Below are 15,788 nucleotides of genomic sequence, written 5' to 3'. Positions count from 1 at the left end.
CCCCCGCCCCAGCCCCTGTCCATCAGCCATGTTGCTTTTTGTCGCAGTCTTTTCCATGCCAATTGCGTCCATCATCTTCAAATGCGCAGCGTTAACGGCTAGTCTCGCAAACATCCATACCGCCGTTGTCTTCCAACCAGAACGAGCCGGCCATGACAGATCTGTCCCGTACGCATGGATTCGCGAGTCAGGCCCTTGGCCTGCGGGACGGGCGTTTCTTCCGGCCGCCGCTGCCGGATGGCCATGTGCAGCGCCTGCGTTTGTGCCAGCGGCTGGAAGCCGGTTTGGGCGGGCGGCTGCTGCTGGTCAATGCCCCGGCGGGTTTCGGCAAAAGCTCCCTGGCCATCGAGTTTTGCGAAACACTGCCCGAGCACTGGCGTAGCCTGTGGCTTGGCCTGAGCCAGCGGGACGCCGACCCTGGCCGCTTCCTTGAGCGCTTGCTTGAAGGCCTGCAGCAATACTGCCCGGCACTGGGCGGCCAGGCCATGGGCCTGCTGAAAATGCGCCAGCGCCATCAGCCGTTTGCCTTTGAAGAGTGGCTCGACGGCCTGCTCGACGAGCTGGCGCTGTACCTACAAGCTGATACGCCGCTGCTGCTGGTACTGGACGACTATCACCTGGCCCAAGGGCCGGTGCTTGACCGTTGCCTGCAGTTCTTCCTCAATCATCTGCCACCCGGCCTGGTGTTGCTGGTGACCAGCCGCCAGCGGCCAGACTGGCACCTGGCGCGGCTGCGCCTGTCCCGACAGTTGGTCGAGCTTAACGAACAGGACCTGCGCCTCACCGCGGATGAGTCGCTGGCAGTGATCGGTCGCCAGCCTACCGGCCTGCGCGGCCAGGCACTGGACAACCTGATCCAGCGCAGCGACGGCTGGGTCGCCGGGCTGCGTTTCTGGCAACTGGCGGCCAGCGACAGCGCCGACGAGCAAGCCTTGCCCCAGGCGCTGCATGGTGGCGAGGGTCTGATCCGCGACTACCTGCTTGAAGAAGTCATCGATAGGCTACCTGCAGACGTGCAGGCTTTCTTGTACGAAACCGCCTGCCAGGAGCGTTTCTGCGCTCCGCTTTGCGATGCGATGCGTGGCCGCCACGACAGTGCCGCCGTCCTGACCTTCCTGCAGGCGCATCAGGTGTTCCTTGTGCCGCTGGACGAGCATGGGCACTGGTTCCGCTATCACCATTTGTTCTCCGACCTGCTGCGTAGCCGACAGGCGAGCGAATCGCAGGTCGCTCTGCATTTGCGGGCCTGCCGCTGGTTTGAAGCTCAGGACCTGCTGGACGAGGCGGTGGAGCAGGCTTTGCGTGCCGGCCACCTCGATGTTGCCGCCGACCTGGTGCAAAGTTTGTCCGAAGAGCAACTGCTGGCCGAGCAGAACGTCGGCATGTTGCTGCGTTGGAAGATGGACCTGCCCGACAGTCTGTTGATCAGCACGCCGCGGCTGATCGTGCTGTACAGCTGGGCGTTGGGGCTGGCTTGCCAGCTGGATGCTGCCGAAGAACTGGCCGGCTACCTCAGTCGCTTTCTGCCCGCGCCTTCGGCGACCGCGCAAAAGTCGATGCTGGCCCAATGGCTGGCACTCAGTGGGGTCATTGCCCGTGGCCGTGGCGACCGCGAGCGCACCCTGGCCTATTGCGGCGAAGCGTTACAGAGCCTGCCGAGCAAGCGCTACGGCCAACGCCTGGTGTGTTTGTCGACGCTGTCCAACCTGGCCATTGCCGATGGCGACTTCTGGCGGGCCCGAGGCTGGAACCGCGAGGCCCTGGAGCTGGCCCAGCGGGTCGGTAACCCCTTGTTCGAGGCGCTGGCGCATTACGATCGGGCGCGGGTGCTGCATGCCCGTGGCGAGGTGCTGCGCGCGCTGGACGAAGTGCGCCAGGGGCTACAACGTCTGCAAGGGCTTTCGGCGCAGCGGCTGTATGCCGTGCGTGCGCGGCTGACGCTTTACGAAGGTTACCTGCTGGTCTCGCGTCTGCAGCCAGCTCAGGGCCGCGCGCGTTTGCGCGCCGGGCTGGGTGAGGCGCGAGCGTGCCGGGACATCAGTGTGCTCATCGGTCATTGCGTGATTGCCACGCTCGATGGCCGGGAAGGTCACTTTGCCGAGGCCTTTGCCGAACTGGCCGAGGCCGAGCGCTTGATGCACATCTGGGATGTGCCCCCGGTCTACTACCTGGCCATGATTACCCTGGTCAAATGCGAACTGTGGCTGGCCCAGGGACGTACCGACCTAGCGGAGTCCTGGCTGCAGCGCCTGGGCCAGACCTATGGCGGCGAGCAGCCGGCGGCGGCACCGGAATTCCATACGCTGCTGCCGTTGCACATTGCGTTGCAGCAGGCAGCGCTCGATCGCATCCAGTTGCGTAGCGACGATGCCGTGCAGCGCCTGGCATGCCTGGTAAAGCGCGGCCAGGCCAGTGGCGGCATGATGCTCGCCGTCAGCGCCTTGAGCCAATGGCTTTCCCTGCTGTTGGACGAAGGCAAGGAAGGGCAGGCCGCACAGTTGCTGCCAAGCTTGCTGGAAGCGGCGCATGGCGGTGTGATGCAGCCGATGCAGCCACTGCTGGAAAAACACCCGCAATGGCTTCAGGAACAACTGCAGGCAGGCGCCGCTTGCCCGGTTCAGGCGGAACTGCTCAAGCACCTGCCGCCAGTGCCAATCGCCAGTACGGGCAACGGCGAAGCGCTGAGTGGCCGCGAAATGGCTGTGCTCGAACTGATTGCCCAAGGCTGTTCCAATCAGCAGATCAGCGAGCGGCTGTTCATTTCCCTGCACACGGTGAAGACCCACGCCAGCCACATCAACAGCAAGTTGGGCGTGGAGCGGCGCACCCAGGCGGTGGCCAAGGCCAAATCCCTGGGGTTGCTGGCGTGATACTGGCCCTGCAGGTCATTGCTCGTTAAAGTGATGGCCTGACGCCATATTTTTTGGCCGACAATGCTCTACCCTCATCTTTCCCGACCAGCTGCCGATACAGCGATCGGTGGCATCGCCTCGCGCGATTTTTCAATCATTCCAAGGCAGGTCGTGTTGATGCTGCAGTACGGGCAAAAGAGCTTTCTGATCGTCGACGACTTTACCGACTTTCGTACGTCGACCCGTTCCATGTTGCGCGAGTTGGGCGTGCGCGACGTGGACACCGCTGACAGCGGCGAGCAGGCGCTGCGCATGTGCGCGCAGAAGCGCTATGACTTCATCCTGCAGGACTTCCATCTGGGCGATGGCAAGAAGAACGGGCAGCAGGTGCTTGAAGACCTGATCATCGACAAGCACATCAGCCATGAGTGCGTGTTCATCATGGTCACTGCCGAGAGCAGTCAGGCGATTGTCCTTAGCGCCATCGAGCACGAGCCCGATGCCTACCTGACCAAACCGTTCAACCGGGTTGGCCTTGCCCAGCGCGTCGAGAAACTGTTCCAGCGCAAGACGTTGCTAAAACCGATCCTGCAGGCGCTGGACCGCAACCGTCCGGCCGAAGTACTGGCGGCCTGCGCCGAGCTGTGCAAGAAGGATCCGCGTCTGGCACCCTTGTGCTTGCGCTACCGGGCCGATGCCCTGCGCAACCTCAACCGTTTCGAGGAACTGGAAAAATTCCTCAAGGCCATCCTGGCCAGCCGTCCGCAGCCGTGGGTATATGCCGCGTTGGGCGCACTGATGCACAAGCGTGGTCAGAATGCCCAGGCCCAGGGTGTATACGAGCAGGCGCTCAAGGCGTTCCCGATCATGCCAGGCCTTTACGATGGCATGGCCGAGGTGCTGGTGGCGCAGGGTGATACCCGGCGCGCGCAGAACTTGCTTGAAGAAGCCGTGCGCCTGTCGCCTTTGTCGGTGCGTCGGCAGTCGACGCTGGGCAAGCTGGCGCTGGAGAACGAAGACTTCGAAAGCGCATCGAAGGCGTTCCGCCATGCGGTGAACCAGGGGCAGAGTTCGCGCTACAAGGATGCCGAAAACAACCTTGGCCTGGTGCAGGCGTTGATGAGCAAGAATGCAGGCTTCGGCCTGGACGCCCGTACCCGGGTCGAGATCAACACCACGCTCAGCGAAGTGGCCAAGGAAAACCCCGAGGACCAAGGCCTGCAGGTACGTGCGCGGATGATGAAGGCTGCCAGCCTGCAGCAGGCCGGCGACCCGGAAACGGCCGGCAAGCTGACAGAACAGGCGATTCAGCGCCTGGACAAGATGAACCAGTTCTTCTCTGTCGATTCGGCCCTGACGGTCGCTGCGCAACTGCAGGCGATGGGGCAGGAAGCCGCCGCCATCGGCGTGCTGAAGAACTGCGTGGAAAGTTATGGCGATGACCCCAAGGTCATGGAGAAAGTGGGCAAGCTGACGGATGACCCCAGCGTGCTCAACGCCATTACCGAAGCGGTCACCCTCAATCGGCAGGGTGTGCGCAGTTACCAGGGAGGGCAGCTTGGCGAGGCGTTGCAACTGTTCCGAAAGGCATTGGGTTTACAGCCGAAGAACATCAGCATCGCCCTCAATACCGCCCAGGCGCTGCTGCGCATCGGCGGTGACAACCCTCAGCCTGCGATCATGCAGGAGTGCCGCGACGCCTTGACCAGCGTGGCCGGTATCCCTGCCAGCGACAATCGCTATGACCGTTACCGCAAACTGCACATCCGAGTGTTCGGCGCATGAATCAAGACAATCAGGGGCTGGATTTTTCCACGGTGATCGCCTCCACCGTGCACGACCTCAAAAGTTCGTTGTCGGCGCTGATCCAGTCCCACAGCCAGTGGGTGGAGCGCTTGCCCGAGGAACTGCGCGGCGGTGCCGAACAGGGGATCATGGAGCATGAATTTCGTCACCTCAACGGCATGCTGGTGCAGTTGCTGGGCTTGTACAAACTGGGTGTGAACCAGTTGCCGGTATGCCCGGACTACCATGAGCTGGATGATTTCATCGAAGCCCAGCTGGCGGCGCACGAGGAAGTACTCAAGCACAACGACATTCTCGCCACCTGGCGCATCGACACCGACAACCCGCTGGGTTTCTTCGACCGCGAACTGGTGGCCTCGGTGATCGCCAACGTCATCACCAACGCCACCCGCTTTGCCGGGCACGCCTTGCTGATCACCATCGAAGAGGCCGACAACCAGTTGGCCATTTGCGTCAACGATGACGGCCCGGGTTATCCAAAGCACATGCTCGAGCGCCAGGAGGATTACATCCAGGGCATCGACTCGACCAGCGGCAGTACCGGCCTTGGGTTGTATTTTGCGGCGCGGATCGCCGCGTTGCATGAAAGCGGCGGGGTGCGCGGGCGGATCGAGATCTCCAACGGCGGGGCGCTTGGGGGCGGGTTGTTCAGGTTGTTTTTGCCTTGAGGTATTGGGTGCCTGGGCGATCGAGCGCCGCCCGCGCGGCGCATCGCGAGCAAGCTCGCTCCTACATTTGTTTCGGGCCAGTATTGCCTGCACCCTCGCGCGCGACCGCCTTGTTTGTTCCACGCAATATCGAGGTGGGCACCAAGGTGGCGCGCACCTCCGCCTCAGGAATAACTGGCCCGAAACAAATGTAGGAGCGAGCTTGCTTGCGATGCGCCGCGCGGGCGGCGCTCGAGCTCACAGGCGCCACTTCGCTCAAGACATGAACCTCGTGCACCCACCCCATTTTCCTGTCAGGCTCCCAGCAGAACCCAGCTTCACCTGCGAGAACACCATGACCCAAGCCCCGCCTGCTCTCATCCGCGAAACCTTCCCCGTCGGCCCCTTGCAGTGCAACTGCACGCTGATCGGCGACCCCCTGACCAAGAAAGCCATGGTCGTCGACCCGGGTGGTGATGTGGACAAGATCCTTGCCCGCCTGCAGGTCCACGGCCTGACGCTGGTGAGCATCATCCACACCCATGCGCACTTCGACCACTTCCTCGCGTCAGGCAAGCTCAAGGAGCTGACGGGTGCCACGCTGCACCTGCACAAGGACGACCAGATGCTGTGGGACAACCTTGAGATGCAGTGCCAGATGTTCGGCGTACCTTACACCCCGGTACCGGCACCGGACCGCTGGCTGGGCGATGACGAAGAACTGGCCTGCGGCTGCGGTGTGGCGTTGCATACGCCAGGCCATACCCCGGGCTCGATGAGCTTTTGGTTCGCCGACGCCAAGTTGTTGATTGCCGGTGACACCCTGTTCCGCCGGGGGATTGGCCGCACCGATTTGTGGGGTGGCGACCAGCGGGCAATCGTGCGTTCCATCAAAGAGCGGCTGTACCGGCTGGACGAAGAGGCCATCGTGGTGACCGGCCACGGGCCCGACACCCGTTTGGGCGACGAGATGCGGAAAATCCATTCGTGCGTGCCTGATGGCACATGAAGGCACTTTCATGGAATTTTTCGTTGCCGATGCGTTCCAAGGCTGGCATAGAACCCTTTGGGATCTGCCGCATTTATGAATTTCAGTAGGAGCTTGTCCATGTTCACCATGCGTCGTCTGATTATCGTCGCAACCGCCGCTGCACTGATGACCGGCTGTGCCGGCCAGAACCCCTACGACAACCAGGGTCAGGCGCAGGGCTCCACAGGGATGAGCAAGACCGCCAAGTACGGCGGCCTGGGGGCGCTGGCCGGTGCCATCGCCGGCGCTGCCATCGACCACAACAACCGTGGCAAGGGTGCACTGATCGGTGCTGCCGCTGTGGGTGCCGCTGCAGCCGGTTATGGTTATTACGCCGACAAGCAGGAAGCTGAACTGCGCGCGCAAATGGCCAACACAGGTGTGGAAGTGCAGCGTCAGGGTGACCAGATCAAGCTGATCATGCCGGGCAACATCACCTTCGCCACCGACTCGGCCAACATCGCCCCAAGCTTCTACTCGCCGCTGAACAACCTGGCTGGCTCGTTCAAGCAGTTCAACCAGAACACCATCGAAGTGGTCGGCTTCACCGACAGCACGGGCAGCCGCCAGCACAACATGGACCTGTCCCAGCGCCGTGCGCAGGCGGTCAGCACCTACCTGACTTCGCAGGGTGTGGATGCCTCGCGTATCTCTGTCCGTGGCATGGGCCCGGACCAGCCGATCGCCAGCAATGCTGACGCCAATGGTCGTGCGCAGAACCGCCGTGTGGAAGTGAACCTGAAGCCGATTCCGGGTCAGCAGTATGAGCAGCAAGGTCAGGTTCAGCAGTATCCCTGATTGACCTTCAGGGCCGCTTTACAGCTCTGTGGGAGCGGGCAATCCCGCTCCCACAAAGCTTGCAAAGAAGCCTCTGCTTTTAGCGCGCCACGCTGGCCTGAATCGCCGTCAGGGCAATGGTATGTACGATATCGTCAACCTGCGCCCCACGCGGCAAGTCGTTCACCGGCTTGCGCAAACCCTGCAGCATCGGCCCCAGGCTGACCCCGTCGGCACTGCGCTGCACCGCCTTGTGCGTGGTATTGCCGGTATTCAGGTCGGGGAACACGAACACCGTGGCGCGCCCGGCCACCGGGCTCGCCGGCGCCAGCTCTCGTGCGATTGCCGGGTTGGCCGCTGCGTCATACTGCAACGGCCCATCGATCAGTAGCGCCTGGGCCGCGTCCTGTGCCAGGCGTGTCGCTTCGCGCACTTTCTCGACTTCTTCATCGCTGGCCGAATCGCTTGAATAACTGATCATCGCCACCCGTGGCGCGATGCCGAAGGCCTGCGCCGATTCGGCACTCTGCTGGGCAATCTCCGCCAGCTCGGCAGCGCTTGGGTGCGGGTTCATCACGCAGTCGCCGTACACCAGCACCTGCTCGGGGAACAGCATGAAGAACACCGACGAGACCAGGCTCGAGCCGGGTGCGGTCTTGATCAGCTGCAGGGCCGGGCGGATGGTGTTGGCCGTGGAGTGCACCAGGCCCGAGACCAGGCCGTCCACTTCGTCCAGGGCCAGCATCATGGTGCCGATCACCACGGGGTCTTCCAGTTGCTGCTCGGCCATCGGTGCGTTGAGGTTCTTGCTTTTGCGCAGCTCGACCATGGGTTCCACGTAGCGCCCGCGAATCAGTTCGGGGTCGAGAATCTCCAGCCCTGGCGGCAACGTGATGCCCTGGGCGCGGGCCACGGCGTCGACGTCTTCGGGTTTGGCCAGCAGCACGCAGCGGGCGATGCCGCGGGCCTGGCAGATGGCTGCGGCCTGCACCAACAGTGGCTCGGCGCCTTCTGGCAGGACGATGCGCTTGTTGGCCTGCTGCGCACGCTGAATCAGCTGGTAGCGGAACACTGCCGGCGACAGGCGCAGTTCGCGTGGCGTGCCGCAGCGTTGGTGCAGCCAGGCCGCGTCGAGGTGGCTGGCGACGAAGTCGGTGATGAACTCGGCACGCTCGCGGTCGTCCACCGGGATTTCGCGGTTCAGCGAGTTGAGCTGGTTGGCGGTGTCGTACGAGCCGGTGCTGACCGAAAGGATCGGCAGGCCGGCCTGCAGTGCACCGCGGCACAGGCCAAGGATACGCACGTCAGGCTTGCTGTCGCTGGTCAGCAGCAAACCGGCCAGGGGCACGCCATTGATCGCTGCCAGGCTGACAGCGAGGATGATGTCGTCGCGGTCGCCGGGGGTTACCACCAGGGTACCCGAGGTCAGTAGCGGGACCGTGTTGGCCACCGTGCGTGCACAGATGATGATCTTGCTCATGCGCCGCTGCTCGTAATCGCCAGCATTGAGCACCTGGGCGCCGAGCAGCTCGGCCACATCGCGTGTCCGCGGTGCGTTCAGCTCGGGCTGGTAGGGGATGCAGCCAAGCAGGCGGAAGTCATTGCCACGCAGCAATGGCGAGTGCTCGCGCAGGCGGGTGGCGAAGTCCGCCATGCTCTCGTCGGTACGCACCTTGTTGAGGATCACCCCGAGCACTTTCGGGTCGCGTGGGCCGCCAAACAGTTGGGCCTGCAGTTCGACCCGGCCAGACAGCTCGCTGAGCACTTCGTTTTCCGGGGCCGATACCAGGATTACCTCGGCATCCAGGCTCTTGGCCAGGTGCAGGTTGACCCGCGCTGCGTAGCTGGCGTGGCGCGTGGGCACCATTCCCTCGACCACAACCACGTCATTGCCGACGCAGGCTTGCTGGTAGAGGCGGATGATTTCTTCAAGCAGCTCGTCCAGTTGGCCATCGCCGAGCATGCGCTCGACGTGGGCCAGGCTCAGTGGGACCGGTGGCTTGATGCCGTGAGTGCGGGCGACCAGTTCGGTGGAGCGCTCGGGGCCGGTGTCACCCGGGTGGGGCTGGGCGATAGGCTTGAAAAAGCCGACCTTCAGGCCGGCACGCTCCAAGGTGCGCACCAGGCCCAGGCTGATCGAAGTCAGGCCGACACCAAAGTCGGTCGGCGCAATGAAAAATGTCTGCATGCGTGCTTCTCGAAATAAGCGGTGCAAGAAATTAACGGTCAAGGGTAGCGCTATCGGCCCCTTGTGCGCACCAGCCGCAAGCGAAAGGTTGGCCGATGTGTTGCGCACGTTGTGCCGGGTCGAGCACCCAAGGGCGTGCCTGCCACGGCGGCTGGTGGCGCAGGTGCTGGGTATGGCCGCACGAAAGTTCCACCACCCAGTGGCCTTCTTCGTCCTGATGAAAGCCGTTGATCCGACTGATGGGCCGTTGCTCGTCTGCACCACGTTCGCAATCGGACGATGGCAAGGTTACACTTGTCCGCTCTACATTCTTTTGCAAAAGGTCTTGCCCCATGCTGATCGCCGCCAACAAGGCTGTCTCCATCGACTATACCCTGACCAACGACGCCGGGGAGACCATCGACAGCTCCGCCGGTGGCGCGCCGCTGGTTTACCTGCACGGTGCCGGCAACATCATCCCGGGCCTGGAAAAAGCCCTGGAAGGCAAGCAGGCTGGTGACGAGCTGAACGTTTCCATTGAACCTGAAGAGGCCTACGGCGAGTACCTGGCCGAACTGGTCAGCACCCTGAACCGTAGCCTGTTCGAAGGTGTCGACGAGCTGGAAGTGGGCATGCAGTTCCACGCTTCGGCGCCGGACGGCCAGATGCAGATCGTCACCATCCGCGACATCGACGGCGACGACGTCACCGTTGATGGCAACCACCCACTGGCCGGTCAGCGCCTGACCTTCCAGGTCAAGGTTGTGAACGTGCGTGACGCCAGCGACGAAGAAATCGCTCACCGTCACATCCACGGTGAAGGTGGCCATCACCACTGATTTTCTGCGCTAAGCTCAGAAAGTCGCCAGGCGCTCGGGCAAGCCGATTTGCCTTCCTACGGGAGGTGAACGGTTTGGACGAGCGCCTTTTTAGTGGGCGAAATTCGCCTGCACGGCAACCGGGAACCTGAGAGGGGATTTCATCATGAGTGCATTTCACGACCTGAAACTGGAAGCGCTGAACGGCGGAGAGCTGCCCCTCGCACCCTTCAAGGGCCAAGTGGTGCTGGTGGTCAACGTCGCCTCCAAATGTGGCCTGACGCCGCAATACAAGGCCCTGGAAAACCTCTACCAGATCTACAAGGACAAGGGCTTCAATGTGCTTGGCCTGCCGTGCAACCAGTTTGCCGGGCAGGAACCGGGTAGCGAAAAGGAAATCCAGGACTTCTGCAGCCTCAACTACGGGGTCAGCTTCCCGCTGGGGCGCAAGCTGGATGTCAACGGGCCGCAGCGCCATTCGTTGTACCGCCTGCTGGCAGGCGAGGGGGCCGAGTTCCCCGGTGACATTACCTGGAATTTCGAGAAGTTTCTGGTGGGCAAGGATGGCCGGGTGCTGGCGCGTTTCTCACCCCGCACGGCGCCGGATGACCCGGCAGTGGTGCAGGCCATTGAAAAAGCACTGGTCTGAATAGTGCCGGGCGCGATCATTGTGGCACCTGCGAAGCCGAGCACCGCCTGCGCGGCGCTCGCTTTCACAGGCGCTGCACATACTGCGTCGAACGCCCAGCCGCAGCACTGACATTGCGACAAGCGCTATCCAGATACCCCTCGAACTGCTCGACAATCGCCGGCCAGCCTTGGCGGCTGGCATGCTGTCGCGCATTCAGGCGCACCCTGCGCAACGTCTCCACTTCTTCCAGTAACCAGCAAGCAGCGTCGAGAAACGCCGCCTGGTCCCCCGGCATGGCCAGCGCGCCACTGTGGCCATGACGAATATGCTGCGCTGCGGCCGCCTCGTCATAAGCAACCACCGCCAACCCTGAGGCCATGGCTTCGAGCACCACATTGCCGAAGGTTTCGGTCAGGCTCGGGAACAGGAACAGGTCGCCGCTGGCATAGTGCTCGGCCAGTCGTTCACCGCGCTGGGCGCCGCAAAACACGGCGTCCGGTATCTCTTGTTCAAGCCTGGCCCGCTTAGGCCCGTCGCCGACCATGATCAGGCGCAGGCGCTTCTGTGGATACGTCTTGCGTAATGCCTCGAAGCAAGGCCGTAGCAAGCCCAGGTTCTTTTCCGCCGCCAGCCGCCCCACATGCAGTACGGCGATGTCCTCCGGGCCTAGCCCCCAGCTTTTGCGCAGGGCCTGGCTGCGCCGGGCCGGATTGAACAGGCAGGCATCGACCCCTCGGGCCAGCAACTCCAGGCGTTCGAAACCGCGACGCTCCAGCTCCAGGCGCTGGCTGGCACTCGGCACCAAGGTGATTGCCGTGCGCCGATGGAACCAGCGCAAGTAGTGAGTGAGCAGGCGCGCCAGCAGGCCAAGACCGTACTGGCCGGAATACTGCGGGAAGTTGGTGTGAAAGCCACTGACCACTGCCACCCCCAGGCGTCGGGCCGCGCGTAGGGCGCTGAGCCCCAGCGGCCCCTCGGTGGCGATGTACAGTACATCCGGGCGCTGCCTGCGCCAGCGGCGCAACAGCTTGTGCATCGACACCTCGCCCCACTGCAAACCCGGGTAGCCCGGCAGCGCCCAGCCACGGCACAGCATCAGGTGCGGGTCGTTGTGCGCGTGCCCTTCGCCTGCCTGGCGTGGGCGCACCACCTCGACCTCATGGCCGCGTTGGCGCAACCCTTCACTGAGGCGGCCAAGGGTGTTGGCCACGCCATTGATCTCGGGTGGGAAGGTTTCGCTGACCAGGGTAATGCGTAGGGCGGGTGTATTCATGACAAAAAGTTTCCGCCTGCCGGGTTGCGCTAATGTGACCGCCTTGTGACGTAAAGATGACGCCTGACCGCTGGCACGTTTGCCTTCATGAATATTTCCTCGCACAGCACTCAAGAAGGTGTCCCCGGCAGCCGATGAAGATGCATTCGACTACGTGATGCGCTCCAGGAGAGCGGTGATGTTCAACAACAAGCTCAAGCAAGAAATCCGGCAACTGCGCGAAGACCTGATGTCCATCGAACAGGTCAAGAGTAGTCTCGACAGCGAGATGCTGGTGCTGCAGCTCGACCCTCAGGGACGGATCGAGATGGTCAACGGCAACTTCGAGAGCGAGATGCTCTACCGTGCCGAACAATTGCTTGGACGCAATATCGAGGACATCGTCCCCGCCCACGTAAAGTCGCTGGACTTCTACCAGCGCATGAAAAGTGCGATCAGCCGTGGCGAACACCTGAACGGTGCGTTCCGTCTTCTGCGGGGCAATGGTCAGGAAGCCTGGCTGCGCTCGATCCTGCAGCCGGTGAAGAACAGCGAGGGGCGCATCAAGTACTTCACCCTGCATTCCAGCGACCTCACCCGAACCATCGAGACCTCACGCGAGCACGAAAGCCTGATCAAGGCGTTGATGCGCTCTACTGCGGTGATCGAGTTCGACCTCGACGGCATCATCCTCACTGCCAACGAACGTTTCCTGGCCACCGTCGGCTATCGCCTGGAACAGATTCGCGGTAAGCACCACCGCATGTTCTGCGAACCGCAGGAGGTCAACTCGGCTGGCTACCAAGCGTTCTGGGACCGGCTGCGCCGTGGCGAATATGTTGCCGAGCGCTTCAAGCGCATCGATGCCCATGGCCGGGTGATCTGGCTGGAGGCCTCGTACAACCCGATCTTCGATGCCCACGATGTGCTGTACAAGGTGGTTAAGTTCGCCACCGTGATCACCGATCAGGTCAACCAGGAGCTGGCAGTGGCCGAGGCGGCAGATGTCGCCTACAACACCTCGCTGGGTACCGATGTCAGTGCTCGCAAGGCCACCGAAGTGGTCACCCAGACTGTCACCGTGATGCGTGGACTGGAGGCTTCGATGCAAGAGGCGGCCGACGGCATCCAGGCGCTGGATACCCAGTCGCGGGTGATCGGTTCGATCATCAAGACCATCAGCGACATTGCCGGGCAGACCAACCTGTTGGCCCTTAACGCGGCCATCGAAGCCGCCCGTGCCGGTGAGCAAGGGCGGGGCTTTGCCGTCGTTGCCGACGAAGTGCGCCAACTGGCCTCTCGCACCAGCACCGCCACCGAAGAAATCGCCCGGGTGGTACAGCAGAACGAACAACTGGCGCAGGCGGCAGTGTCGATCATCGACACCAGCAAGCGCCAGGCCGAACAGGGGCTGGCGCTGGCGGATGAGACGGGCAGCGTGATTGTCGAGATCCAGGACGGGGCGAAGCGGGTAGTGGACGTAGTGGGGCAGTTTTCCAGCCGGCTGAGTCTTTGATATGGCTTGGGGTTTGTAATGGCCATGGGATCGAGCTTCGCCTGCGCGGCGCTCGATCTCAGGAACGATAAAGGTTTCCAGCCTTACCCACGGTAACGACTGAACAGCTGAACTTCGCCGAGCATGCCGGAAACGAAGTCGCATTTTCCTACAACTGACTCAGAAACCTCCGATCCGAATCCATGATGGGATTTCCCCCTGCACACGTTGTCAGGGAGACACCTCATGTACCTGGATTACCTCGTGCCCTCCTGGCACGAGATCGAGTCACGTGTCATCGCCATGGTGGGCTACCCAAGCGGTGGCCAGTTCCGCACCAGCCTCAATGAAGAGGTCGCCTCACTGGGCCTCAACCTGCGCCGGATCGAAGCTGTCCGCACAGCCTTCTACCACGCCGAATGGCAGGCGGCGCACCTGCTACGCCAGCGCTTCGCCGACCTCGACATCAACAGCATCGTCGACGAACTGCTGAGGGTCGTGCAGCAGATGGCGATGATCGTCGTCGGCAGCACCGTTACCGGTGGCCTGCTTGGCGCAGGGGTAGGCGCATTCGCCGGCGGCGCCGGAACCATTCCGTTCGCTGGCGCAGGCGCGGCCATGGGCCTCAAGGTCAGCGGCTGGATCCTCGGTGCGCTGGGGCTGGCCTCCATCGCCGAGTTCTTCATCGACGGCTTGCCGCGTATCGGCGAGTACTACGTCGATGGCATCCGCTTCGCCTGGGAAGGCACCTGCGGCAATGAAGGCACCGGCCCGTTCTGCCGGGACGACCCCTATGCGATATCCCGGGCCACGCATCAGATTGCCCAAGGCCATGTGGAAGTCGTGGTGCTGTTGTTGGGGGCAATTGTGTCGTACCTCACCCGCGGGCGCGGCGATGCCCGGGTGCTGGCCCAGGAAATGGCGGCCAGCCGCAAAGGCGCGCGGCTGGGGCAATGGATGCTCCAGCATGAAGAGGGGTTGAAGAAACGGCCGGATCTGCAGGTGCCGGAGCGGCGCAAGGGGGCGATGGATGATCCGCAGCCCGTTAGCCCGAATCAGCCCAGGAAAGCACCAACAAAGACCCATCCGGGCGCGATGGCATTGCATAACGTTGAATGTTTCAAAGCTGATAAAGTACCGGAATACAAAATAGGCGAATTCAAACGACAGTTGAATGGCCAGGAAGATGGGCTCAACTGGATGACCGTTGAAGAATTTTTGGAAAAAGTTGAAAACCCAAATCAGCGCAATAAAGGGCTCGCCCAGAGAGCGAGAAAAAAGGAGCAAGAATTTATCAAGGAAAAAATTGAAAAAGAGCTCAGGAAAACCATGGGCCCATTTGAAGCGCAACGGGTTGCAATAGAAAAAGCCAGAAACCGGATGTCAATTACAGCAGCACTGCACAATCCGGATCTCGTCGCCGGAGGTAGAGACGTCATATCGGACTTTGGGGACCGTCAGGTAAACTCAGTGATAGGCGCCCAATGGAAAACCAGGATACCCAACTTAAAGAAAGCGGCCGAAACGGTACCCCTGGAGTCCAGAGGCTCAATCCGCATGAATGTCAAATTACATAAGTGCTAAGGTGAGAAGGTTGAAATGGATAAAGTATTTGCCAATTTGATTGAGAGTTTCGGTCCGTCGATTGACCGCCGGGAAGTACCTGGCTCCACAATCGAAAGATACAGAGACAAGCTTCCTCCCAAGCTTTTGGAATATTGGTCCGAGCATGGCTGGGGGGGCTACGGTGAGGGCATATTCTGGCTAGTCGATCCGCAAGAATATGACGCCGTAGTTTCCTGCTGGATTGCAGGCACGGCACTTGCTTCGCACGACAACTATCATTTGATTGCGAGAAGTGCCTTCGGAGACTTGTATCTTTGGGGAGAGAAAACTGGCTTTTCATTGGAGATAACAAGCGTTGGGTCTCAGTACATATTTTATCGAACTGAATTCACAAAGGAACAACTAAATGCTGAGCTTCAAGGCTTTATTTTGTCAAGAGAAGTGGAGTCAATGGATTTCAATGGTCTCTTCAATCCCGCCAAGGAAAAACTGGGTAGGCTTAAACATGACGAGATGTACGGCTTTTTCCCCGCGCTCATGCTGGGCGGGGCAGACTCCCTGCAACATCTTAGAAAAGTCAGTGCTGTTGAACACTTGATCTTTCTGGCGCAATTGACAGATCTTCAACCTTACTCCTTTTCCGAGCAGCCAGATTAATGCCGCAGTCAACCAGCACCGCCACCGAGGAAATCGCCCGGGTGATGGATGTGGTGGAACAGTTTTCCAGTCGGTTGAGTCTTTGATAAT

12 protein-coding genes and 2 pseudogenes are annotated in these 15,788 nt (G+C 61.6%); 11 read left to right on the top strand and 3 right to left on the bottom strand.

Translation table 11 applies throughout. The features are described from left to right. The first annotated feature begins 152 nt into the window (after window positions 1–152). The 5 genes and pseudogenes from AC3WLP_RS20525 (at window position 153) to AC3WLP_RS20505 (ending at window position 7,133) form a co-directional block, all read left to right on the top strand. On the top strand, window positions 153–2,870 hold the full coding sequence (locus AC3WLP_RS20525; RefSeq protein ID WP_088513044.1) for a winged helix-turn-helix domain-containing protein: 2,718 nt from the start codon (window positions 153–155) through the stop codon (window positions 2,868–2,870). A gap of 159 nt (window positions 2,871–3,029) precedes the next feature. Further along, window positions 3,030–4,637: a tetratricopeptide repeat-containing response regulator gene (locus AC3WLP_RS20520; RefSeq protein ID WP_003247330.1), complete on the top strand. Its 1,608-nt coding sequence runs from the start codon at window positions 3,030–3,032 to the stop codon at window positions 4,635–4,637. Next, window positions 4,634–5,326, top strand: a complete 693-nt coding sequence (locus AC3WLP_RS20515) for a sensor histidine kinase (RefSeq protein WP_010952009.1) — start codon at window positions 4,634–4,636, stop codon at window positions 5,324–5,326. Before AC3WLP_RS20520 ends, AC3WLP_RS20515 begins: the two co-directional genes overlap by 4 nt. 334 nt (window positions 5,327–5,660) lie before the next feature. Continuing rightward, window positions 5,661–6,304: pseudogene (locus AC3WLP_RS20510) on the top strand (MBL fold metallo-hydrolase). Between the two features lie 109 nt (window positions 6,305–6,413). Beyond that, window positions 6,414–7,133 carry a YiaD family glycine zipper/OmpA-like lipoprotein gene (locus AC3WLP_RS20505; protein ID WP_003247328.1) on the top strand — a complete coding sequence of 240 codons (720 nt, stop codon included), beginning with the start codon at window positions 6,414–6,416 and terminating at the stop codon, window positions 7,131–7,133. Window positions 7,134–7,212: 79 nt separating this feature from the next. Here the strand turns inward: AC3WLP_RS20505 and pta are convergent, their stop codons facing one another. After that, window positions 7,213–9,300 carry a phosphate acetyltransferase gene (pta, locus tag AC3WLP_RS20500; RefSeq protein WP_014755345.1) on the bottom strand — a complete coding sequence of 696 codons (2,088 nt, stop codon included), beginning with the start codon at window positions 9,298–9,300 and terminating at the stop codon, window positions 7,213–7,215. A 31-nt stretch (window positions 9,301–9,331) separates the two neighbouring features. After that, window positions 9,332–9,634, bottom strand: a complete 303-nt coding sequence (locus AC3WLP_RS20495; RefSeq protein WP_014755346.1) for a DUF3565 domain-containing protein — start codon at window positions 9,632–9,634, stop codon at window positions 9,332–9,334. On the opposite strand from AC3WLP_RS20495, the gene AC3WLP_RS20490 reads away from it, so the two are divergent. After that, the gene (locus AC3WLP_RS20490; protein WP_003247325.1) at window positions 9,633–10,118 is read left to right on the top strand and encodes an FKBP-type peptidyl-prolyl cis-trans isomerase; all 486 of its coding nucleotides are present in this window, start codon (window positions 9,633–9,635) and stop codon (window positions 10,116–10,118) included. The genes AC3WLP_RS20495 and AC3WLP_RS20490 overlap by 2 nt on opposite strands. Window positions 10,119–10,263: 145 nt before the next feature. Next, entirely contained in the window at window positions 10,264–10,746 is a 483-nt protein-coding gene (locus AC3WLP_RS20485) for a glutathione peroxidase (protein ID WP_012051204.1), read from the top strand. A gap of 64 nt (window positions 10,747–10,810) precedes the next feature. On the opposite strand, the gene AC3WLP_RS20480 is transcribed toward AC3WLP_RS20485, so the two are convergent. Then, window positions 10,811–12,001, bottom strand: coding sequence for a glycosyltransferase family 4 protein (locus AC3WLP_RS20480; RefSeq protein ID WP_014755347.1), 1,191 nt, complete (start codon window positions 11,999–12,001; stop codon window positions 10,811–10,813). Window positions 12,002–12,158: 157 nt separating this feature from the next. On the opposite strand from AC3WLP_RS20480, the pseudogene AC3WLP_RS20475 reads away from it, so the two are divergent. The 4 genes and pseudogenes from AC3WLP_RS20475 to AC3WLP_RS20460 all read left to right on the top strand — a co-directional run. Beyond that, window positions 12,159–12,902 (top strand): annotated as a pseudogene (locus tag AC3WLP_RS20475) (PAS domain-containing protein); the annotation flags it as partial. A 162-nt stretch (window positions 12,903–13,064) separates the two neighbouring features. Continuing rightward, window positions 13,065–13,496 (top strand): methyl-accepting chemotaxis protein, encoded by a 432-nt coding sequence (locus tag AC3WLP_RS20470; RefSeq protein WP_370626866.1) that lies wholly within the window; start codon window positions 13,065–13,067, stop codon window positions 13,494–13,496. A gap of 225 nt (window positions 13,497–13,721) precedes the next feature. Further along, window positions 13,722–15,059, top strand: coding sequence for a DUF6861 domain-containing protein (locus tag AC3WLP_RS20465; protein WP_064590532.1), 1,338 nt, complete (start codon window positions 13,722–13,724; stop codon window positions 15,057–15,059). A gap of 15 nt (window positions 15,060–15,074) precedes the next feature. Further along, the gene (locus AC3WLP_RS20460) at window positions 15,075–15,698 is read left to right on the top strand and encodes a GAD-like domain-containing protein (RefSeq protein WP_014755351.1); all 624 of its coding nucleotides are present in this window, start codon (window positions 15,075–15,077) and stop codon (window positions 15,696–15,698) included. Window positions 15,699–15,788 lie beyond the last annotated feature (90 nt).

The organism is Pseudomonas sp. FW305-E2 (assembly GCF_058782925.1).
The sequence above is the reverse complement of the archived record's forward strand: the minus strand, read 5'-3'. Positions and strand labels throughout refer to the sequence as shown.

Bases quoted from the DNA above. Each gene is read 5' to 3' on its own strand.
- pta (WP_014755345.1), bottom strand. From the start codon at position 9,300: ATGCAGACATTTTTCATTGCGCCGACCGACTTTGGTGTCGGCCTGACT.
- AC3WLP_RS20465 (WP_064590532.1), top strand. From the start codon at position 13,722: ATGTACCTGGATTACCTCGTGCCCTCCTGGCACGAGATCGAGTCACGT.
- AC3WLP_RS20515 (WP_010952009.1), top strand. From the start codon at position 4,634: ATGAATCAAGACAATCAGGGGCTGGATTTTTCCACGGTGATCGCCTCC.
- AC3WLP_RS20505 (WP_003247328.1), top strand. From the start codon at position 6,414: ATGTTCACCATGCGTCGTCTGATTATCGTCGCAACCGCCGCTGCACTG.
- AC3WLP_RS20480 (WP_014755347.1), bottom strand. From the start codon at position 12,001: ATGAATACACCCGCCCTACGCATTACCCTGGTCAGCGAAACCTTCCCA.
- AC3WLP_RS20520 (WP_003247330.1), top strand. From the start codon at position 3,030: ATGCTGCAGTACGGGCAAAAGAGCTTTCTGATCGTCGACGACTTTACC.
- AC3WLP_RS20485 (WP_012051204.1), top strand. From the start codon at position 10,264: ATGAGTGCATTTCACGACCTGAAACTGGAAGCGCTGAACGGCGGAGAG.
- AC3WLP_RS20495 (WP_014755346.1), bottom strand. From the start codon at position 9,634: ATGGGGCAAGACCTTTTGCAAAAGAATGTAGAGCGGACAAGTGTAACC.
- AC3WLP_RS20460 (WP_014755351.1), top strand. From the start codon at position 15,075: ATGGATAAAGTATTTGCCAATTTGATTGAGAGTTTCGGTCCGTCGATT.
- AC3WLP_RS20490 (WP_003247325.1), top strand. From the start codon at position 9,633: ATGCTGATCGCCGCCAACAAGGCTGTCTCCATCGACTATACCCTGACC.
- AC3WLP_RS20525 (WP_088513044.1), top strand. From the start codon at position 153: ATGACAGATCTGTCCCGTACGCATGGATTCGCGAGTCAGGCCCTTGGC.
- AC3WLP_RS20470 (WP_370626866.1), top strand. From the start codon at position 13,065: ATGCGTGGACTGGAGGCTTCGATGCAAGAGGCGGCCGACGGCATCCAG.